We start from the raw sequence: 19,058 nt of genomic DNA on the forward strand, positions 1-19,058 counted from the left end.
CGCCCTCTCGCCCACCGGGAGCCGCCCATGCCGCCCCTGCCGTACGCCCCGCGCGTCTACGACCCGCGCCGCATCGGCTACGCCGCCGAACTGGCCCAGGGCACCGACCGGTTCCACGAACCGCGCCGCGAGGACTGCCCCTGGTGCGGGTCGGCCCGGCTGCGCACCCGGCTGCGCGCGCCCGACCTGCTCCAGCGCAAACCGGGCCGGTTCACGCTCGACCAGTGCCGGGACTGCGGACACGCCTTCCAGAACCCCCGGCTCACCCCGGCGGGACTGGCCTTCTACCACCGGGACTTCGACGAGAGCGACCCGGGCGGCCTGCCCGACCCGGTGCTCGCCACCCGCCGCAGCCACCGCAGGCACCGCTGGGACGCCCGCCTGATGCGCGAGGTGGGCGAGCCGGAGAGCTGGCTCGACGTCGGCACGGGCCACGCCCACTTCCCCGCCGCGGCCCAGGAGGTGTTCCCGTACACCTCCTTCGACGGACTCGACCCGACGCCCCGCGTCCAGGCCGCCCGCGCGGCCGGACGGATCGAGGAGGCCCACGTCGGGCACCTCTGCGACCCGCGGATCGCCGAACGCCTGCGCGGCCGCTACGACGTGGTCAGCATGTTCCACCACCTCGCCCACGCCCCCGACCCCCGCGCGGAACTGCGCGGCGCGCTCACCGCGCTGCGCCCCGGCGGCCACCTCCTGATCGAACTGCCCGACCCGCGCAGCGCGTTCGCCCTGCTCCTCGGCAAGTGGTGGCTGCCGCACGGCCAGCCACGCCACCTGCACCTGCCGCCCCTGCGCAACCTCCGCACCGAGCTGGAGTCCGCGGGCTGCACGGTCCTCGTCACCGACCGGCGCACCCCGCACACACCGAACGACCTCTCGGCGGCCCTCGCCCTGGTCCTCGCCCGCGCCCTGCCGGCCCCCGACGCGCCCTGGCGCCGGACCCCGCCGACCGCGCCCCGGCGGGCCCTGCGCGCGGTCCTCGCCGCCGCGACCGGCCCCCTCGTCGACGTGGCCGCGCTGGTCGACCTCGTCCTCGCCCCGCTGCTGCGCCGTACCCCGGGCCTGTCGAACACCTACCGGGTCGTCGCCCGCCGCGACACGGCCCGGCCGCTCTGACCCGCGGCCGGCGCCGGCGGCCTCACCCGCGCAGCCGCAGCGCCTGGCCCGCCACCACCAGCAGGACCTGTTCGCACTCGGCGGCGAAGGCCGCGTTCAGGCGGCCCAGTTCGTCGCGGTAGCGGCGGCCCGAGGCGGTGGCCGGGACGATGCCCGAGCCGACCTCGTTGGAGACGGCGACCACGGTCCGGCGGGCGGCGCGCACGGCCGACGTCAACGCGGCCGTACGCTCCCGCAGGGACCGTTCACCGCCGGCCGCCCACTCGTCGTCGTCCCAGGCACCGACCGCGTCCATCGCGTCCGTCAGCCACAGGGACAGGCAGTCGATCAGCAGGGGCGGCCCGTCCTGGGCGAGCAGCGGCACGAGGTCGCAGGTCTCGGCCGTGCGCCACGAGCCCGGCCGCCGCTCCCGGTGCGCGGCGACCCGCGCCGTCCACTCGCTGTCGCCGCCCCGGGTGCCGCCGGTGGCCACGTACAGCACCTCGGGGAAGGCCTCCAGCCGCCGCTCGGCCTCCACCGACTTGCCCGACCGCGCGCCGCCGAGCACCAGCGTGCGCCGGGGCACGTCGGGGACGGCCGCCATGTTCTCGTACGCCCCGATGGCCAGCGTGCTGCCGTCCGGCACGGCCCGTGCCCCGGCCGCCGCCAGCCGCCGGGACAGCTCCGCACCGGGCGGCACGTCGTGGTCGAGGTGGACGGCGACGACGTCCGTCGCCCGGCCCACCGCTCCCACCGCCCGCAGCTTCGCCAGCGCGTCCGGCCGCCCGACCACGTCCAGGAGGACCATGTCGTACGTCTGGACCGACCCCTCCTCCAGACCGGCCGGCGCGCCGCCCGGCGGCAGGTACAGCAGCCGCTTGCCGTCCGGCCCGGTCACCGCGTACCCCGTGCCCGGCGCGTCCAGCGCCACCGCCCGCACCCGGTGCCCGCTCAGCAGGGCCAGTTCACGCCCGTCGGGCACCCGGCCGGGCTGCGGCAGCCCGGCGGGCACCTCCACGGCGGGGCCGTCGTGCGGATGGGACATCAGCACCTGCGCCACCTGCCCCAGCGACTGCCCGGCCCGGGCGGCGGCGAACGCCACCCCGGGCGTCAGGTCCAGCAGCAGCGCCCCGTCCACGAGCAGCGCCGTCGCAGCGCGGGCCTGCGCGCCGAGGGCCGTCGCGCAGGCCGCGCAGGGGCAGTGGGGGCGGGGAAGCCCCTCGGGGGCACCGGTGCCGAGCAGAGTCACGTCCACGGACCCGATTTTCCAGTGTCGCCGCAGGTCTCGCGCATCCGGCTAGGCTGCGGGCAGGAGCCGGGCCATGATCCGCGTGGGGCGGCTCCGGCTGGGCAGTGTGTGCAGTAGATGCAATGTGTGCGGAGTGTGCTCACATCAGGGAGGCGTACATGGCGGCATGGACGTGGCGGTTCGAGACGGCCGACGGGGCGGAGGTCCAGCCCGCGGTGCAGCCGGAGGAGTTCACCACGCAGGGCGACGCCGAGTCCTGGATCGGTGAGAACTGGAAGGCCCTGGCCGACGGCGGCGCGGACCAGGTGCGGCTGTTCGAGGACGCCGCGGAGATCTACGGCCCGATGAGCCTGCACGCCGACCAGGCCCAGGCGTAGCACCGCCCGGCCCACGGCCCGGCCCCGCCGGACCTGGCACCGGACCACCGGCCCTGGTGCGGCCGGCGGGGCCGGGCTTTGTGGTTCCGGGGCGGGCGGCGGGGCCGGGCTTTCCGGTTTCGACGCGGTTCCGGCCCGTCGGCGGACGCCGGGCTCCGCCGTTGCGGCCTGGGCGGGCCGGCGGGGCCGAGGGGGCGGACGCTGCGGGCGGCCCGGTCCGGCGCGCCCCGCTCCTCTGGTTCCGGCGCTGCGGCGGGCCCGGTCCGGCGCCCCCGGCCCCCCCGTTCCGGCGCGGCGGGGGAGTGGTCACCGGCCGCCCTCGCCCCATCGCCGCGGCCGCGGTGCTCCCATCGCCGCGCCCACGGTGCTCACTGCTCGCCGAGCGTCACCTCCACCGTCTTCTCCGCACCGTCGCGCGAGTACGTCACCTTCGTCCGCTGCCCCGGTCTGTCCGCGGCCAGCGCCTCCGACAGCGAGGTGATGTCGGTGATGCCGGTGCCGCCCACCCGCAGGATGATGTCCCCGGGCCGGATGCCCGCCCGGTCCGCCGCGCCGCCCGCCTTCACGTCGACGACCGCCACCCCGGCGGGCTGGTAGGAGGCGTCGACGACGGTGCGCCCGGTGATGCCGAGCGCGGCCCGTCCGGAGTCGACGACCCTGCCGTACTTCACGATCTGACCGGCGATCGTCTTCACCAGGGACGCCGGGATCGCGAAACCGATGCCGGGCGCCGCGCTGCCCCCGAGCTGCGGGTCGGTGGCGGCCAGCGTCGGGATACCGATGACCCGCCCGTCGAGGTTCACCAGCGCGCCCCCGCTGTTGCCGGGGTTGATCGCCGCGGAGGTCTGCACCATGTCGGCGATGGTCGCCCCGGTGCCGCCGCCGCTCTGCCCCTCGCTGACGGTCCGCCCGGTGGCCGACACGATCCCCTGGGTGACGCTCGACGACAGCCCCAGCGGGGAGCCCATGGCGAGCACGATCTGCCCGACGGCGACCTTGTCCGAGTCGCCGAAGGCGGCCGCCTTCAGCCCGTGCGGCACCTTGTCCAGCTTGACGACGGCGAGGTCCTGCTCCGGGTAGGCGGAGACGAGCGTCGCCGTGAGCGTCTCCTCGCTGCCCGCCGTGGTGACGTGGAACCGCTTCTCGTTCCCCACGACGTGCGCGTTGGTGACGATGTGCCCCTTGTCGTCGTAGACGACCCCCGAGCCGAGGTCGCGGCTGGCCTGGATCTGGACGACCGACGGCAGGACTTCCCTGATCACCCGCTGGTAGTCGCTCTGCAGGTCGTCCGCGGTCGCCGGGGCGGCCACCTGCCGCCCGGCCGGCGGCGTCCGGGTGCCGGAGGCCGCCGCCTCCTCCTCGGGCGGCGCGGTGGACCCGCTGCACCCGGACAGCACGGCGGCACAGCACACCAGCGCGGCGAGCGGCCCGATCAGGCGACGGGACCGGACCCTCGCACGGACACCCACCGGGAGCCCCGGACGAGGCTGAGGACGAGGGTGAGGACGAGGGTGAGGGAGAGTACGAGAGCGAGAAAGGGAGCGGGAACGCGTACGGTCCCGGGCGCGGCCGAAGGCACGGACACGGGCACAGGCACGGGAAACGTCCATGAACCGAGTCTGTCGCCGCCCCGGGCGCCAGGCCCCCGGGACTCCGCCGTACGGGCGCCCCGTCCCCACCGGCGAGCGCACGCCCCGATCGCCCGCCCTCGGCCCACGCGGAGACGGCCCGCGGCCCCACGCGAGGCGGCCCGCAGCCGCCGTGGGACGGCAGCCGGCAGGGCGCTGAGAAGGCCGGCCGGCCGGACGACACGAAGGCGGCCGGCAGGGCGAGGCGATACGAACGCGGTCGGCAGGGCGCTGAGAAGGCCGGCCGGCCGGCACGGAGGCTGCCGACAGGGCGGTACGAAGGCCGGCCGGCAGGGCGACAGGAACGCGGCCGACAGGCCGAGGCGGCGGGAAGGCCGTCGGCAGGGCGACACGAAGGTCGCCCGCTGGGCGGAACGAAGACGCCCCGCTGGGCGACCGGGGGCCGGCCGTCCGCGGGCCGGGCCGGGCCGCGCGCCGGTCGGAAGGACGGCCGCGGGTCCTACCCGCGCACCCCGCACAGATGCAGCAGCGCCGCCACCCCGCGGTACGGGTCGGTCCGCCCGGCCCGCTCCTCGGTGTCCAGCAGCGCCGCCACGTCCGCCGGCGGTTCGGCGCCGTCCGCCGCCGTGTCCGTGAAGACCCGCACCCCGTACCAGGCGTGCAGCGGCGCCCCGATCCCGGCGAGGGTCGCGGTCAGGTCGGCGAGCCGGTCCGCCCGTACGTCCAGGCCCAGCCGGTTGCGGTACACCGTCGTGTCGAAGGCGGCCAGCGCCGCCGCCCAGTCGCCGGACAGCCCCGGCCGCATCGCCAGCGCGTCGGCGTTGCGCACCAGCAGCGACAGCAGACCGCCCGGTGCGAGCATCCGGGCCAGCCCGGCCAGCAGCGGGTCGGGTTCCTCGACGTACATCAGCACGCCGTGGCACAGCACGACGTCGAAGCTGCCCGGCAGGAAGTGCACGCCGGTGTCCTGCCCGTCGCCCTCGACGATCCGCATCCGCGCCCGGATGCCCTCGGGCTCGGCGGCCAGCGACCGGCGGGCCACGGAGATCATCTTCTGGTCGCGCTCCAGGCCGGTGACCTGGTGCCCGGCCCGGGCCAGCCGCAGTGCCTGCGTGCCCTGCCCCATCCCGACGTCGAGCACCCGCAGCCGCTGCCCGACGGGGAACCGCCCGGCTATCTGCTCGTCGAGCTGCCGGGCCACCAGTTCCTGCCGTACGACATCACGCAGTCCGCCCAGCTTCGCCAGCCAGGCGTCCGCCGCACCCCCGGAGAAAGCGGTCGTACTCAGGGCCGTTCCCCACGCTTGACCTGCGGCTTCGGCAGGCGCAGGCGGCGCATCTGGAGCGAGCGCATCAGCCCGTAGGCGACCGCGCCCTTGCGGCTCTGGTCCGGGAAGCGCTCCGCCAGCCGCTTCTTCAGCCGCAGGCCGCTCGCGATCGAGTCGAGCACGATCAGCACGATCACCACGAGCCACAGCAGCAGCGCGATGTTCTGGAGATAACCGACCCGCACCATGCTCAGCACCAGGATGACCACGGCCATCGGCAGGAACCACTCGGCGATGTTGAACCGCGAGTCGATGAAGTCACGCGCGAACTTGCGCACCGGGCCCTTGTCCCGGGCCGGGAGGTAGCGCTCGTCGCCGCTGGCCAGCGCCTGGCGCTGCCGCTCCATCTGGACGCGGCGCTCCTCCCGCTGCCGCTTGGCGGCCTCCTTGCGGTTGGTCGGCGTGGTGGCGACGCTGCGGCGCTGGCTCTGGGCCTCACTCCTCTTCGGCGTGGGGCGGCCCTTGGGCGCCTGCGGGTCACGGGGCTGCTTGGAGATGCTCACCGGCGTTTTTTCGGCCACCGGCGCCTTCTCTTCCTTGGCACGGCTACGGAACACAAATCCCAAGGGTACGGGCTCGACCCGCATGGACCCCAGCCCGGTGGGGAACGATCCGGCAACGCCGGTCGTCTCACAGGGACAGGGGGAGGGCGGTGCGCATGCCCGGCGGAAGGCGCCTCGGGGGTCACCTACTCCCTACGCCGGATCGGAAACGCGCGCAGTCGTCCTTGGGGATGACCGCATCCGTTCCCGAACAGTGCGGTAATGGATGCAGGGCCCGTACTGTGGGTTCTGTCGCAGAGCTGTGAGCTGGAGTCCGTCAGAAGGGGGCGCGCGAAGCCCATGAGCGGTGTCATGAAGCGTATGGGGATGATCTTCCGCGCGAAGGCGAACAAGGCCCTTGACCGGGCCGAGGACCCGCGCGAGACCCTCGATTACTCGTACCAGAAGCAGCTCGAGCTGCTGCAGAAGGTCCGCCGCGGCGTCGCCGACGTGGCGACCAGCCGCAAGCGGCTGGAACTCCAGCTCAACCAGTTGCAGCAGCAGTCCGGCAAGCTGGAGGACCAGGGCCGCAAGGCGCTCGCGCTGGGCCGCGAGGACCTGGCCCGCGAGGCCCTCTCCCGCCGCGCCGCGCTCCAGCAGCAGGTGACGGACCTGGAGACGCAGCACTCCACCCTGCAGGGCGAGGAGGAGAAGCTCACCCTCGCGGCCCAGCGGCTGCAGGCCAAGGTCGACGCCTTCCGCACCAAGAAGGAGACGATCAAGGCCACCTACACCGCCGCCCAGGCGCAGACCCGGATCGGCGAGGCGTTCTCCGGCATCTCCGAGGAGATGGGCGACGTCGGCCTGGCCATCCAGCGCGCCGAGGACAAGACGCAGCAGCTCCAGGCCCGCGCCGGCGCGATCGACGAACTGCTCGCCTCCGGGGCGCTGGACGACCCCACCGGCACGGCCAAGGACGACATCGCCGCCGAGCTGGACCGCATCTCCGGTGGTACGGATGTAGAGCTGGAGCTGCAGCGCATGAAGGCCGAACTGGCCGGAGGCTCGTCCGCGGACCGCCAGGCGATCGAGGGCGCCCAGGGCCAGGCGCAGTCCCAGCAGCAGTCGAAGGACACCCCCCGCTTCGACAAGCAGTGAGCACCGTGGCACCGGCCGCGGCCGCCTCACCGGGAACCGGGGCCCAGGCGCCGAGGAGGGCGACATGATCGTACGGATCATGGGGGAGGGACAGGTGAGGCTGGCCGACGGCCACTTCACCGAACTGAACAGGCTGGACGACGAACTCCTGGCGGAAGTGGAGAAGGGCGACGGGCCGGGCTTCCGCCGCACCCTGGCCGCGCTCCTCGCCAGGGTCCGGGAACTGGGCGACCCCCTCCCGGACGACTCACTGGAACCGTCCGAGCTGATCCTGCCCGCCGCGGAGGCCACCCTGGAGGAAGTGCGGGACATGCTCAGCGACGACGGCCTGATCCCCGGCTGAGCATCCCCGGCGCGCGATTGCCGGGCGGACAGCCCTCGGCAGGAAGCCCCTTCCGGCTGAGCGTCCCGGCAGGGGGTCCCTCACGGCTGAGCCTCCCCGGCGGGAAGTCCCTCCCGGCCGAGGAGCCTCGGCCTGAAGGCCCCCGGTGAGGGCGCGCGCGGCGATCCCGGCCCGGGTGAGCGCTCCGGGGGCCCGGGGCCGGACGACACCCAGGGCACCGCTCCCGCACGGCCCGAGCCCGTACCGTTGGCACACGTGACGACCCTCGACCGCATCCGCAGCCGGCTCACGGCGCACCCCCTCGCACTGGACGCGGGCATCGCGGCGGGGGTGCTGGTCTGCATGGTGGCCGGCTCCTTCGTGGGTCCGCGCGGGGAACACGGCGTCAGCTGGGCGGTGCGCACGCCGGAGCCGCTCAGCCTGGTCCTGATGGCCCTCGGTGCCGCCGCCCTCGTGCTGCGCCGCCGCGCCCCGCGCGCCGTCCTCGCCGTCACCGGCACCGTCTCGCTTCTCGAGTGCGTCACCGGCGACCCGCGCGCCCCGGTCGCCATGTCCGCCGTCGTCGCCCTGTTCACCGTCGCCGCCGCCACCGACCGCCCCACCACCTGGCGCCTGGGCCTGTCCACCATGACCGTGCTGACCGGCGCGGCCATGCTCGGCGGACCCCAACCCTGGTACGCGCAGGAGAATCTCGCCATCTTCGCCTGGACCGGCATGGCCGCCGCGGGCGGTGACGCCGTCCGCAGCCGCCGCGCCTTCGTCCGCGCCATCCGCGAGCGCGCCGAACGCGCCGAACGCACCCGCGAGGAGGAGGCCCGCCGCCGGGTCGTCGAGGAGCGCCTGCGCATCGCCCGTGACCTGCACGACGTCGTCGCCCACCACATCGCCCTGGTCAACGTGCAGGCCGGCGTCGCCGCCCACGTCATGGACAAGCGCCCCGACCAGGCCAAGGAGGCCCTCGCGCACGTCCGGGAGGCGGGCCGCTCCGCGCTGGACGAACTGCGCGCCACCGTCGGCCTGCTGCGCCAGTCCGACGACCCCGAGGCCCCCACCGAACCCGCCCCCGGCCTGGACCGGCTGGACGACCTCGTCGGCACCTTCCGCAGCGCGGGCCTGCACGTCGAGGTCGCCCGCGCCGACAACGGCACCGCCCTGCCCGCCGCCGTGGACCTCGCCGCGTTCCGGATCGTCCAGGAGGCCCTCACCAACGTGCAGAAACACGCGGGCGGGCGGGCCAGGGCCGAGGTCAGCGTCGTACGGGTCGGACCGAACCTGGAGGTCACCGTCCTGGACGACGGCGCGGGCGCGGACGACGTCCCTCCCGTCGGCGGAGGCGGCCACGGGCTGCTCGGCATGCGCGAGCGGGTCACCGCCGTGCGCGGCACCCTCACCACCGGCCCCCGCTACGGCGGTGGTTTCCGCGTCCATGCGATCCTTCCCGTCAGGACCGACACCGGCACCCGCACCGGCACGAGGCCCGGCACCGGTGCCGACGGCCGCGCCGGTACGTGCGCCCGCACCCGCACCCGCCCCCAGGGGGACACCGCATGACGATCCGTGTCCTGCTCGCCGACGACCAGGCACTCCTGCGCAGCGCCTTCCGCGTGCTCGTCGACTCCGAGCCCGACATGGAGGTGGTCGGCGAGGCCTGCGAGGGCGCCGAGGCGGTCCGCCTGGCCAAGGAGCAGCGCGCCGACGTCGTCCTGATGGACATCCGCATGCCCGGCACCGACGGCCTCGCCGCCACCCGCCTGATCAGCGCCGACCCCGCCCTCGACCAGGTCCGCGTGGTCATCCTGACCACCTTCGAGGTCGACGACTACGTCGTGCAGTCACTGCGCGCGGGCGCCTCCGGCTTCCTCGGCAAGGGCAGCGAACCCGAGGAACTGCTGAACGCCATCCGGATCGCGGCCGGCGGGGAGGCGTTGCTGTCCCCGGCGGCCACCAAGGGCCTCATCGCCCGCTTCCTCGCGCAGGGCGCCGACGACGGCCGCGACCCGGTCCGCTCGGCCCGGCTGGACGCGCTGACCGGGCGCGAGCGCGAAGTGCTCGTCCAGGTCGCCGGCGGCCACTCCAACGACGAGATCGCCGAACGCCTCCAGGTCAGCCCGCTGACCGTGAAGACCCACGTCAACCGGGCCATGTCCAAGCTGGGAGCGCGCGACCGCGCCCAGCTCGTCGTCATCGCCTACGAGTCCGGTCTGGTCCGCCCCCGGGTGGACTGAGCCCGCCGCGCCCCGGTACATCCACGGGTGGAGCGCCCTCCGCCCGGGCGTACTGCGGCCGGAGTAGGCGCCCCCGCGGAAATGGACCAGGGGTCTACGGAACACCCGGTGCCCGTGCCCCAAGGTGTAGGGGTGGGCGCCGCTGCGCGCCCGTGCCGCTCCTCCTGCCGCTCCGCCTGCCACTGTGGCGCTCACAGAAGAGAGACCCTGACCCATGTCCTGGCTGTCCAGATTCAGCCTCGCGCAACGGGCCCTGATCGGACTGATCTCGATCGTCGCCCTCGTCTTCGGGGCCATCGCGATCCCCCAGCTCAAACAGCAGCTGCTGCCCAGCATCGAGCTTCCCGTGGTGTCCGTCCTCGCGCCCTACCAGGGCGCCTCCCCGGACGTGGTGGAGAAGCAGGTCGTCGAACCGCTGGAGAACAACCTCAAGGCCGTCGACGGCATCACCGGCGTCACCGCCACCGCAGGCGAGGGCAGCGCCGTGATCACGGCGTCCTTCGAGTACGGCAACGACACGCAGCAGCTGGTCGCCAACGTCCAGCAGGCCGTCAACCGCTCGCGCGCCCTGCTCCCGGACGACGTCGACCCGCAGGTCGTCGCCGGGTCCACCGACGACATACCCACCGTGGTCCTCGCCGTGACCTCCGGCAAGGACCAGCAGGCGCTCGCCGACCAGCTCGACAAGACGGTCGTACCGGCCCTGAAGAACATCGACGGCGTCAGCCAGGTCACCGTGGACGGCGTACGGGACCTCCAGGTCACCGTCACCCCCGACGACGCGAAGCTCGCCAAGGCCGGTCTCACCACCGCCGACCTGGCCCAGGCCCTCCAGGCGGGTGGCGCCACCGTCCCGGCCGGTTCCTTCGACGAGGGCGGCGCCAACCGGACCGTGCAGGTCGGCGGCGGCTACACCTCGCTGCGGCAGATCGAGGATCTGAGGGTCGCCGGACAGGCCGGCAAGGGCCAGGGCGACGCGCCGGTCCGCCTCGGCGACGTCGCCACCGTCCGCCAGCAGCCCGCCAAGGCCGACTCCATCACCCGCACCGACGGCCGGCCGAGCCTCGCCGTCGCCGTCACCCTCGACCACGACGGCAGCGCGGTCGCCGTGTCGGACGCCGTCAAGGACAAGCTGCCCGAGCTGCGCAAGAACCTCGGCTCCGACGCGAAGATCACCACGGTCAGCGACCAGGGCCCGGCCGTCTCCAAGTCCATCGAGGGCCTGACCACCGAAGGCGCCCTCGGTCTGCTCTTCGCCGTCCTCGTCATCCTGCTCTTCCTGGCGTCGCTGCGCTCCACCCTGGTGACGGCGGTCTCCATCCCGCTCTCCGTGGTCGTCACCCTGATCGTCCTGTGGACCCGCGACCTGTCGCTGAACGTCCTGACGCTGGGCGCGCTGACCATCGCCATCGGCCGCGTCGTCGACGACTCGATCGTGGTCCTGGAGAACATCCGGCGTCACCTCGGCTACGGCGAGGAGCGCCGCGAGGCCATCCTGGGCGCCGTGCGCGAGGTGGCCGGCGCGGTGACGTCCTCGACGCTCACCACGGTCGCCGTGTTCCTGCCGATCGGCCTGGTCGGCGGGCTGGTGGGCGAGCTGTTCGGCCCGTTCAGCATCACCGTCACGGTGGCCCTGCTGGCCTCGCTGCTGGTGTCGCTGACCGTCGTACCCGTGCTGTCGTACTGGTTCCTGCGGGCCCCGAAGAACATGCCGGCCGACCCGGAGGAGGCCCGCCGCGCGGCGGAGGAGAAGGAGACCAACAGCCGTCTGCAGCGCTTCTACGTGCCCATCCTGCGCTTCGCCACCCGCCGCCGCCTCACCAGCGTGCTGATCGCCGTGGTCGTGCTGGTCGGCACCTTCGGCCTGGCCCCGCTGCTGAAGACCAACTTCTTCGACCCCGGCGACCAGAAGGTGCTCAGTGTCAAGCAGGAACTGAAGCCCGGCACCAGCCTGGCGGCCACCGACGCGCAGGCGCAGAAGGTCGAGAAACTGCTCGCCGGCACCAAGGGCGTCAAGGACTACCAGGTGACGGTCGGCTCCTCCGGCTTCCTGGCGGCCTTCGGCGGCTCCACGGACGCCAACCACGCCTCCTACCAGGTGATGCTGGAGGACTCCGCGTCCGCCGAGGACGTCCGCAAGGACATCGAGGCCGGGCTGCACAAGCTGTCCGGCATCGGCACCACCACCGTCAACGCCGGTGACGGCTTCGGTGACCAGGACCTCAAGGTCGTCGTGAAGGCGCCCGACGCGCGGTCCCTGCGCACCGCGGCCGAGCAGGTCCGCAAGGCGGTCGCCGGGCTCGGCGACGTCAGCGACGTCACCAGCGACCTCTCGCAGAGCGTGCCGCGCGTCTCCGTGCGGGCCAACAGCAAGGCGGCGGCGGCCGGCTTCACCGAGCAGTCCCTCGGCGCGGCCGTCGCCCAGTCGGTGCGGGGCACCACGGCCGGCAAGGCCGTCCTGGAGGACACCGAGCGGGACGTCGTGATCAAGTCGGCGAAGCCCGCGGAGACGCTGGCCCAGCTGCGCGAGCTGCGCCTCGGCCCGGTCAGGCTCGGCGACATCGCCACCGTCGAGCTGGTCGACGGCCCGGTCTCCCTGACCCGCATCGACGGGCAGCGCGCGGCGACCGTCACCGCCAAGCCGACCGGCGACAACACCGGCGCGGTCAGCACCGAGCTCCAGTCGAAGATCAAGGCGCTGGACCTCCCGGCGGGCGCGACGGCCGAGATCGGCGGTGTCACCTCCGACCAGAACGACGCGTTCAAGAACCTCGGCCTGGCCCTGCTGGCGGCCATCGCCATCGTGTTCATGCTGCTGGTGGCGACGTTCCGTTCGCTGGCCCAGCCGCTGATCCTGCTGGTCTCCATCCCGTTCGCCGCCACCGGCGCGCTCGGCCTGCTGATCGCCACGGGCACGCCGCTGGGCGTCCCCGCGATGATCGGCATGCTGATGCTGGTCGGCATCGTGGTCACCAACGCGATCGTCCTGATCGACCTCATCAACCAGTACCGCAGGCAGGGCTACGGGGTCGTGGAGGCCGTGGTGGAAGGCGGCCGCCACCGTCTGCGCCCCATCCTCATGACGGCCCTGGCGACCATCTTCGCCCTGCTCCCGATGGCCCTCGGCGTCACCGGCCAGGGCGGCTTCATCGCCCAGCCGCTCGCTGTGGTCGTGATCGGCGGCCTGATCACCTCCACCCTGCTCACGCTGCTCCTGGTCCCGACGCTCTACGCCATGCTGGAACTGCGCAAGGAGCGCCGCGCGAAGAAGCGCGCGGCGAAGCGCGGACAGCAGCAGGAGACGGAGCGGGAGGAGCTGGAGCCCGCGGGCGTCTGACACCCTCCGCACCAAGCAGAAAGAAGGACGGCCGGGCCTCTTGGAGGCCCGGCCGTCCGCTTCCCCCGTGTCCGCCCGTCTCCGCCTTCAGGGAGCGGACGAAGCAGTCCAGGACACCGCCCGGGACGACGAGGACGGGGCCGTAGGGGACCGCGCATCACAGGACCGGCGGCGTTCGGCTGACGCGGGCTCCCGGCCTGCCCTCGGTACCGGGAACCGGTCCCTCGATCGTGGCACGCAAGGGGCGCCCCCGGCCGTTGCAAGACGGCCGGGGGCGCCCCTTGTGCGTGCGCGGAGGAGGATCCCTACGGCAGCGCCAGCATCCGTTCCAGTGCCAGCTTCGCGTAGGTCTCCGTCTCCTTGTCGACCTCGATGCGGTTGACCAGGGTGCCCTCGGCCAGGGATTCGAGGGCCCAGACCAGGTGGGGGAGGTCGATGCGGTTCATCGTCGAGCAGAAGCAGACCGTCTTGTCGAGGAAGACGATCTCCTTGCCCTCGGGGGCGAAACGGTTCGCCAGGCGGCGGACCAGGTTCAGCTCCGTGCCGATGGCCCACTTGGAGCCGGCCGGGGCCGCCTCCAGCGCCTTGATGATGTACTCGGTCGAGCCGACGTAGTCCGCCGCGGAGACCACCTCGTGCCTGCACTCGGGGTGCACCAGGACGTTCACGCCGGGGATGCGGGCGCGGACGTCGTTCACCGAGTCCAGGCTGAAGCGGCCGTGCACCGAGCAGTGGCCGCGCCACAGGATCATCTTCGCGCCGCGCAGTTCCTCCGCGCTCAGCCCGCCGTTCGGCTTGTGCGGGTTGTAGACGACGCAGTCGTCCAGGGACATGCCCATGTCCCGCACCGCGGTGTTGCGGCCCAGGTGCTGGTCGGGCAGGAACAGCACCTTCTCGCCCTGCTGGAAGGCCCACTCCAGGGCCCGCTTCGCGTTCGACGAGGTGCAGATGGTGCCGCCGTGCCGTCCGGTGAACGCCTTGATGTCGGCCGAGGAGTTCATGTAGGAGACGGGGACGACCTGCTCGGCGACGCCCGCCTCGGTCAGGACGTCCCAGCACTCGGCGACCTGCTCGGCCGTCGCCATGTCGGCCATCGAGCAGCCGGCGGCGAGGTCCGGCAGGACCACCTTCTGCTCGTCGTTCGTCAGGATGTCCGCGGACTCCGCCATGAAGTGCACACCGCAGAAGACGATGTACTCGGCCTCCGGCCGCGCCGCCGCGTCCCGGGCCAGCTTGAAGGAGTCGCCCGTGACGTCGGCGAACTGGATGACCTCGTCACGCTGGTAGTGGTGGCCGAGCACGAAGACCTTGTCCCCGAGCTTCTCCTTGGCCGCGCGGGCGCGTGCCACCAGGTCCGGGTCGGACGGGGCGGGGAGGTCGCCGGGGCACTCGACGCCGCGCTCGCTCCTCGGGTCGGCCTCGCGGCCGAGCAGCAGCAGGGCGAGGGGCGTCGGCTGAACGTCGAGCTCCTGGGTCTGGGCGGTGGTCACGACACGCACCCTTTCTACTTTTCGTCGAATTGACGTTATCTATCATAACCGCTTCACGTCACTTTGACGATGGCCATCGTGTCGATGTGACGTGAATCCCGGCACCGCCACGGCCCGGGGCCGGCGCACACCCACGGCCCCGGCCGGTCGTCCACAGGGCCCTGCCCGGTCCCCGGAGGGTGTGCGAGCATGAAGGGGACGAGCATGGACAAGAGAACAATCAAGTGCCCGGCCCGGAATGAATCCGCGGCCTTGCCGGTTGCACTCGTCGGCAAGCAGTCTCCGTACAACCCGGGAGAGATGTAGATGTCCGTATCGGACGAGACCACCACCGTCACCGACGGCATCATCCTGACCGACGCCGCCGCGTCGAAGGTCAAGGCCCTGCTCGACCAGGAAGGCCGCGACGACCTCGCCCTGCGGGTCGCCGTCCAGCCCGGCGGCTGCTCCGGCCTGCGCTACCAGCTCTTCTTCGACGAGCGTTCGCTCGACGGCGACGTGGTGAAGGACTTCGGCGGTGTCAAGGTCGTCACGGACCGCATGAGCGCCCCGTACCTCGGCGGCGCCACCGTCGACTTCGTGGACACCATCGAGAAGCAGGGCTTCACGATCGACAACCCGAACGCCACGGGTTCCTGCGCCTGCGGCGACTCCTTCAGCTGAGCCGCGGCTCCGGCACGACGGGAAACGCACGGAACACGCACGGAAGGCGGCAGCCCCCGCGAGGGCTGCCGCCTTCCGTGCGTCCGCGCCCCGGCTCAGCGCACCGGCGTCCCCGACTGGGGGAGTCCGGCACCCGCCGCCCGGGAGGGGATCGCCCGCCCGTCCGGCCCCACCACCGCCCGGCCGTCGAGCGGCCGGTCCAGGCGCACGGTCCGGTGGAACACCTTGGCGATCATGATGCAGACCTTGCCCCGCCAGGGCGTCTCGGTCACCGTGACCGTCACCCGCCCGGAGTCCTCCCGGGCCGAGACCCGGTAGTCGGCGCAGACCCCGCCCTCGAAAGTCACGGTCAGGTCCCTGCCGTGGGCGCTGTAACCGGCCGGCCGCACCTCTCGGACGGCCGGAGCGGCGGTGCCCGCACCGGCCGCGGGGCCGGACGGGGCCGATCCGCGCGGCCGCGGCTCGGCCTGACCGGTCGGCGCGCCCGACGAGGCCAGGTACTTCGGGTCGACGGCCGGGTACGTCACCGTGAAGGCGTCCTGCCCGGCCGCCCCCCGCACCCTGAACAGCCAGGACGGCACCAGCGTCTGCCGCCCGCCGGACGGGTGCGCCGCCAGCCCGAACACGGCCTTGTCGACGGTCAGCGTGTTCCGCGTGCCCTTGCCGGGGCCGGACGCGCCGCACGGGGTCTCCAGCCGGTCCTTCAGCGGCACCGGCTCGGCGCAGCCGCCGATGCCCGCGCGTCGGTCGGTGCCCTGCGCGGCGTTCATCAGCTCCAGCGTCCGGCGCGCGTCGAGCACGGGATACGTGTCGCCCTTCACCGGCGCCTCCAGCTGCCCGCTGCCGCCGGTCACCCTGCCCTGCGCGTCCAGGACCAGGCTCGTCGCCCAGCCCTGGGTGGGCAGCCCGCCGACCACCGGATCGGCGTTCACCACCCGCTGCGCGCCCTGGGTCCGGCTCGCGTCCACCTTCGCGCCGTCCTGACCGGCCGCCTTGAGCACCGGCGCCGCCGCCTTCATCGCGGCGGCCACGCCCACCGGATGCGCGGCGGGGGCGGCGGGGCCGCGCCCGCACACCACGCCCTTGCAGTCGTCGGTGCCCGGGGCGTACCGGTCGAACGTCCAGCTGCCCGGCGCCGACCTGCCGATCCGCAGCACCGGACCACCGCCGTCCTTCGCGTTGCCGGCCCGCCACACCTGCCCGTCGGCCACCGGCGTGACCGTGATGCCGAGCGCCGCGGCGAGCCGGGCCGCCTCGTCGCGGGTGACCTCGCCCCGAGCCGTGTACACCGGCGCCGAACCGGGGCTCCCGGGCAGTGTGCCGACGGCCCGGTACGTGGTGCCGTAGGGGTCGGGCTCCCCGGGCGCGATGCCGTGGGCACCACCCGAGCCGCCCGCGCCCCCGGGGCCGCCCGTGCCCGCTCCCGTGCTCGCGCCGGCGGAGACGTGGTCGTCCAGGACGAGCGGCGGGGGAGTGCCGTGCCCGCCGCCGGACGCCGCCGTGTCCGTACGGTCCTCAGAGGCGCCGGAGGCGCTCGTGGCGAGGTACGCCCCGCCGCCCACCAGCAGGACGGCCGCCGCGACCGAGGCGGCGACCAGGGGCGACCGCCCGCGCCCCGGACGCCCGCCACCGCCCCCGCCGGGCGCACCGTCGCCGCCCTGCCCCTGTCCGCCGCCGGGCCCGCCGCCCTGCCCGGCGCTCCCGCCGCCTCCGGTACCGCGCTCCGGGCCGGCCGGCATCCCCGTCTCCGGAGTCCTCTTCTCCGGGGCCCCGCCCTCCGGGGCGCCGTTCCCCGGGGCCCCGTTCTCAGGCGCCTCGGCAGCGCGCTCCGGGGGTTCCCCGGCGGGCCCGGCGGCGCCGCCGCGCGCGCCCGCGTCTCGGGCAGTCCCCGCGGACCCCGCCGTCGCCGTCTCCACCGCGTCCTCGTGGTCGGGTCGCTCGGTGTTCACCGCATCGCTCCTTCGACTGCGCAGCCGTCCCGGTGACCCTGACCCGGCCCTGACAAAGTCAGCGGCCGACGGGTCGTGTCCCGCGTCCCCCCTACGGAGGACAGCGATGGGACGCACGGGAGGAGCGCCCGGTTCCACCCACCGCCCACCGCCCCTCGCCCACGGACCGCAGGCCGGTCGGACCACCGACGGACCACCGGCGGACAGCCGACCGCTCACGGCCGCCCGCACCGCCGGCCGCTCGCCGACGGCCGGACGGCCGGACCGCCCACGGCCGGCCGGACCGCCGACGGAGGGCGACCGCCCACGGACGGCCGCTCACGGACGCCCGGCCCGCCCCCCTCCCCGGCCGCCGAAAACGCAACCCCAGAGCGGTCCGGCCGCCTCCGCCGGCCCCCGAGCGCGGCGCGCTCAGTCCCCGTACTCGGACATCGACTCCAGCAGCCGGGCGGACGAGTCCGGTACCGACACGCCGTGGATCCGGGCGGGGGACACCGCCCCCGGCCCCTTTGGCCCGGACTTCCGGCCCGGCGCCGACCAGCGCGGGGCCATCCGGGCACAGTCACCACGCAGCGACGCCAGATCACCGTCCAGGTCGGCGGGGGCGGGGGCAGCATGGACCTCGTGGTTCGTCATGACCGAACCGTAAGCACGTCACACCCCGCCGAGAAAGATCTACTATCGGGTAGTTTCGCCCGCTTCAGCGCTCTGTGCGGAACGGGTAGCGTGAACTGTCCGTCCCTCCGCCCACCAGGAGCGTCCACGCCGTGCGCATCGCAGTCACCGGCTCCATCGCCACCGACCACCTCATGACCTTCCCCGGCCGCTTCGCCGACCAGCTCGTCGCGGACCAGCTGCACACGGTCTCGCTCTCCTTCCTGGTCGACCAGCTGGACGTGCGGCGCGGCGGGGTCGGCGCCAACATCGCCTTCGGCATGGGCCAGCTCGGCACCCGTCCGGTGCTGGTCGGTGCCGCCGGCGCCGACTTCGGCGAGTACCGCGCCTGGCTGGACCGCCACGGCGTCGACACCGCCTCGGTACGCATCTCCGAGACGCTGCACACGGCCCGCTTCGTGTGCACCACCGACGCCGACCACAACCAGATCGGCTCCTTCTACACCGGCGCGATGAGCGAGGCCCGCCTCATCGAACTGAAGACCGTGGCGGACCGCGTCGGCGGCCTCGACCTGGTGCTGATCGGCGCCGACGACCCGGAGGCGATGCTGCGGCACACCGAGGAGTGCCGCTCGCGGTCCATCCCGTTCGCCGCCGACTTCTCCCAGCAGATCGCCCGGATGAACGGCGACGAGATCCGGATACTGCTGGACGGCGCCACGTACCTGTTCTCGAACGAGTACGAGAAGGGCCTCATCGAGACCAAGACCGGCTGGAGCGACGCCGAGATCCTCGACCGCGTCGGCCACCGGGTGACCACCCTCGGCTCGCGCGGCGTGCGCATCGAGCGGTCCGGCGAGGACCCGGTCGAGGTCGGCTGCCCGGACGAGGAGCGCAAGGCCGACCCGACCGGCGTGGGCGACGCCTTCCGCGCCGGGTTCCTCTCCGGCCTGGCCTGGGGCGTCTCCCTGGAGCGCGCCGCCCAGGTCGGCTGCATGCTCGCCACGCTGGTCATCGAGACCGTCGGCACCCAGGAGTACCAGCTGCGCCGCGCCCACTTCATGGAGCGCTTCACGAAGGCGTACGGCGACGAGGCGGCCCGCGAGGTCAGGGCCCACCTCGCCTGACACGGTCCGTCACGGCCGTCGGGCCGGTC

Annotated in this window: 16 protein-coding genes; 9 read left to right on the forward strand and 7 right to left on the reverse strand. The window is 73.9% G+C overall.

All coding sequences use genetic code 11. From position 1 onward, the window contains the following. Nucleotides 1-27 precede the first annotated feature (27 nt). Nucleotides 28-1,119, forward strand: a complete 1,092-nt coding sequence (locus tag ABZ719_RS02200; RefSeq protein ID WP_366723347.1) for a class I SAM-dependent methyltransferase — start codon at nt 28-30, stop codon at nt 1,117-1,119. 22 nt (nt 1,120-1,141) lie between these two features. Here ABZ719_RS02200 and ABZ719_RS02205 read toward each other — a convergent pair whose 3' ends face one another. Next, nucleotides 1,142-2,353 carry a bifunctional adenosylcobinamide kinase/adenosylcobinamide-phosphate guanylyltransferase gene (locus ABZ719_RS02205; RefSeq protein WP_366723348.1) on the reverse strand — a complete coding sequence of 404 codons (1,212 nt, stop codon included), beginning with the start codon at nt 2,351-2,353 and terminating at the stop codon, nt 1,142-1,144. Between the two features lie 152 nt (nt 2,354-2,505). On the opposite strand from ABZ719_RS02205, the gene ABZ719_RS02210 reads away from it, so the two are divergent. Next, complete coding sequence (locus tag ABZ719_RS02210) at nt 2,506-2,724, forward strand: hypothetical protein (RefSeq protein WP_360963209.1); 219 nt, start codon at nt 2,506-2,508, stop codon at nt 2,722-2,724. Nucleotides 2,725-3,092: 368 nt separating this feature from the next. Here ABZ719_RS02210 and ABZ719_RS02215 read toward each other — a convergent pair whose 3' ends face one another. The 3 genes from ABZ719_RS02215 to ABZ719_RS02225 all read right to left on the reverse strand — a co-directional run bounded on the left by ABZ719_RS02215 (nt 3,093) and on the right by ABZ719_RS02225 (nt 6,227). Further along, nucleotides 3,093-4,193, reverse strand: a complete 1,101-nt coding sequence (locus ABZ719_RS02215) for a trypsin-like peptidase domain-containing protein (protein WP_366723349.1) — start codon at nt 4,191-4,193, stop codon at nt 3,093-3,095. A gap of 619 nt (nt 4,194-4,812) precedes the next feature. Next, nucleotides 4,813-5,514, reverse strand: coding sequence for a methyltransferase domain-containing protein (locus ABZ719_RS02220; protein WP_366723350.1), 702 nt, complete (start codon nt 5,512-5,514; stop codon nt 4,813-4,815). Nucleotides 5,515-5,597: 83 nt separating this feature from the next. Next, on the reverse strand, nt 5,598-6,227 hold the full coding sequence (locus ABZ719_RS02225) for a DUF3043 domain-containing protein (protein WP_366723351.1): 630 nt from the start codon (nt 6,225-6,227) through the stop codon (nt 5,598-5,600). A 255-nt stretch (nt 6,228-6,482) separates the two neighbouring features. On the opposite strand from ABZ719_RS02225, the gene ABZ719_RS02230 reads away from it, so the two are divergent. From ABZ719_RS02230 to ABZ719_RS02250, 5 genes are all read left to right on the forward strand, one after another. Continuing rightward, nucleotides 6,483-7,280 carry a PspA/IM30 family protein gene (locus ABZ719_RS02230; RefSeq protein WP_366723352.1) on the forward strand — a complete coding sequence of 266 codons (798 nt, stop codon included), beginning with the start codon at nt 6,483-6,485 and terminating at the stop codon, nt 7,278-7,280. A gap of 64 nt (nt 7,281-7,344) precedes the next feature. Then, a complete protein-coding gene (locus ABZ719_RS02235; RefSeq protein WP_366723353.1) occupies nt 7,345-7,623 on the forward strand; it encodes a hypothetical protein in 279 nt (92 codons plus the stop codon). Between the two features lie 255 nt (nt 7,624-7,878). Next, nucleotides 7,879-9,174 carry a histidine kinase gene (locus ABZ719_RS02240; protein ID WP_366723354.1) on the forward strand — a complete coding sequence of 432 codons (1,296 nt, stop codon included), beginning with the start codon at nt 7,879-7,881 and terminating at the stop codon, nt 9,172-9,174. Then, nucleotides 9,171-9,848, forward strand: a complete 678-nt coding sequence (locus ABZ719_RS02245; RefSeq protein WP_037855872.1) for a response regulator transcription factor — start codon at nt 9,171-9,173, stop codon at nt 9,846-9,848. Before ABZ719_RS02240 ends, ABZ719_RS02245 begins: the two co-directional genes overlap by 4 nt. A gap of 214 nt (nt 9,849-10,062) precedes the next feature. Beyond that, complete coding sequence (locus ABZ719_RS02250) at nt 10,063-13,185, forward strand: efflux RND transporter permease subunit (RefSeq protein WP_366723355.1); 3,123 nt, start codon at nt 10,063-10,065, stop codon at nt 13,183-13,185. Nucleotides 13,186-13,490: 305 nt separating this feature from the next. Here ABZ719_RS02250 and nadA read toward each other — a convergent pair whose 3' ends face one another. Continuing rightward, on the reverse strand, nt 13,491-14,675 hold the full coding sequence (gene nadA, locus ABZ719_RS02255; protein ID WP_366723356.1) for a quinolinate synthase NadA: 1,185 nt from the start codon (nt 14,673-14,675) through the stop codon (nt 13,491-13,493). Nucleotides 14,676-14,981: 306 nt separating this feature from the next. Between nadA and ABZ719_RS02260 the strand changes: the two genes are divergently transcribed. Next, nucleotides 14,982-15,338: an iron-sulfur cluster assembly accessory protein gene (locus tag ABZ719_RS02260; protein WP_061919812.1), complete on the forward strand. Its 357-nt coding sequence runs from the start codon at nt 14,982-14,984 to the stop codon at nt 15,336-15,338. Between the two features lie 95 nt (nt 15,339-15,433). On the opposite strand, the gene ABZ719_RS02265 is transcribed toward ABZ719_RS02260, so the two are convergent. Then, complete coding sequence (locus ABZ719_RS02265) at nt 15,434-17,287, reverse strand: hypothetical protein (RefSeq protein ID WP_366723357.1); 1,854 nt, start codon at nt 17,285-17,287, stop codon at nt 15,434-15,436. A gap of 411 nt (nt 17,288-17,698) precedes the next feature. Continuing rightward, the gene (locus tag ABZ719_RS02270) at nt 17,699-17,923 is read right to left on the reverse strand and encodes a hypothetical protein (RefSeq protein ID WP_366723358.1); all 225 of its coding nucleotides are present in this window, start codon (nt 17,921-17,923) and stop codon (nt 17,699-17,701) included. A gap of 131 nt (nt 17,924-18,054) precedes the next feature. Between ABZ719_RS02270 and ABZ719_RS02275 the strand changes: the two genes are divergently transcribed. Then, the gene (locus tag ABZ719_RS02275) at nt 18,055-19,029 is read left to right on the forward strand and encodes a carbohydrate kinase family protein (protein ID WP_366723359.1); all 975 of its coding nucleotides are present in this window, start codon (nt 18,055-18,057) and stop codon (nt 19,027-19,029) included. The last annotated feature ends 29 nt before the right edge of the window (nt 19,030-19,058 follow it).

Source organism: Streptomyces sp. NPDC006743, assembly GCF_040703815.1.
Taxonomy (GTDB): domain Bacteria; phylum Actinomycetota; class Actinomycetes; order Streptomycetales; family Streptomycetaceae; genus Streptomyces.

Excerpts from the sequence above, each read along its gene's own strand:
- ABZ719_RS02200 (WP_366723347.1), top strand. The coding sequence starts at position 28 with ATGCCGCCCCTGCCGTACGCCCCGCGCGTCTACGACCCGCGCCGCATC.
- ABZ719_RS02210 (WP_360963209.1), top strand. The coding sequence starts at position 2,506 with ATGGCGGCATGGACGTGGCGGTTCGAGACGGCCGACGGGGCGGAGGTC.
- ABZ719_RS02225 (WP_366723351.1), bottom strand. The coding sequence starts at position 6,227 with ATGCGGGTCGAGCCCGTACCCTTGGGATTTGTGTTCCGTAGCCGTGCC.
- ABZ719_RS02230 (WP_366723352.1), top strand. The coding sequence starts at position 6,483 with ATGAGCGGTGTCATGAAGCGTATGGGGATGATCTTCCGCGCGAAGGCG.
- ABZ719_RS02235 (WP_366723353.1), top strand. The coding sequence starts at position 7,345 with ATGATCGTACGGATCATGGGGGAGGGACAGGTGAGGCTGGCCGACGGC.
- ABZ719_RS02245 (WP_037855872.1), top strand. The coding sequence starts at position 9,171 with ATGACGATCCGTGTCCTGCTCGCCGACGACCAGGCACTCCTGCGCAGC.
- ABZ719_RS02250 (WP_366723355.1), top strand. The coding sequence starts at position 10,063 with ATGTCCTGGCTGTCCAGATTCAGCCTCGCGCAACGGGCCCTGATCGGA.
- ABZ719_RS02260 (WP_061919812.1), top strand. The coding sequence starts at position 14,982 with ATGTCCGTATCGGACGAGACCACCACCGTCACCGACGGCATCATCCTG.
- ABZ719_RS02270 (WP_366723358.1), bottom strand. The coding sequence starts at position 17,923 with ATGACGAACCACGAGGTCCATGCTGCCCCCGCCCCCGCCGACCTGGAC.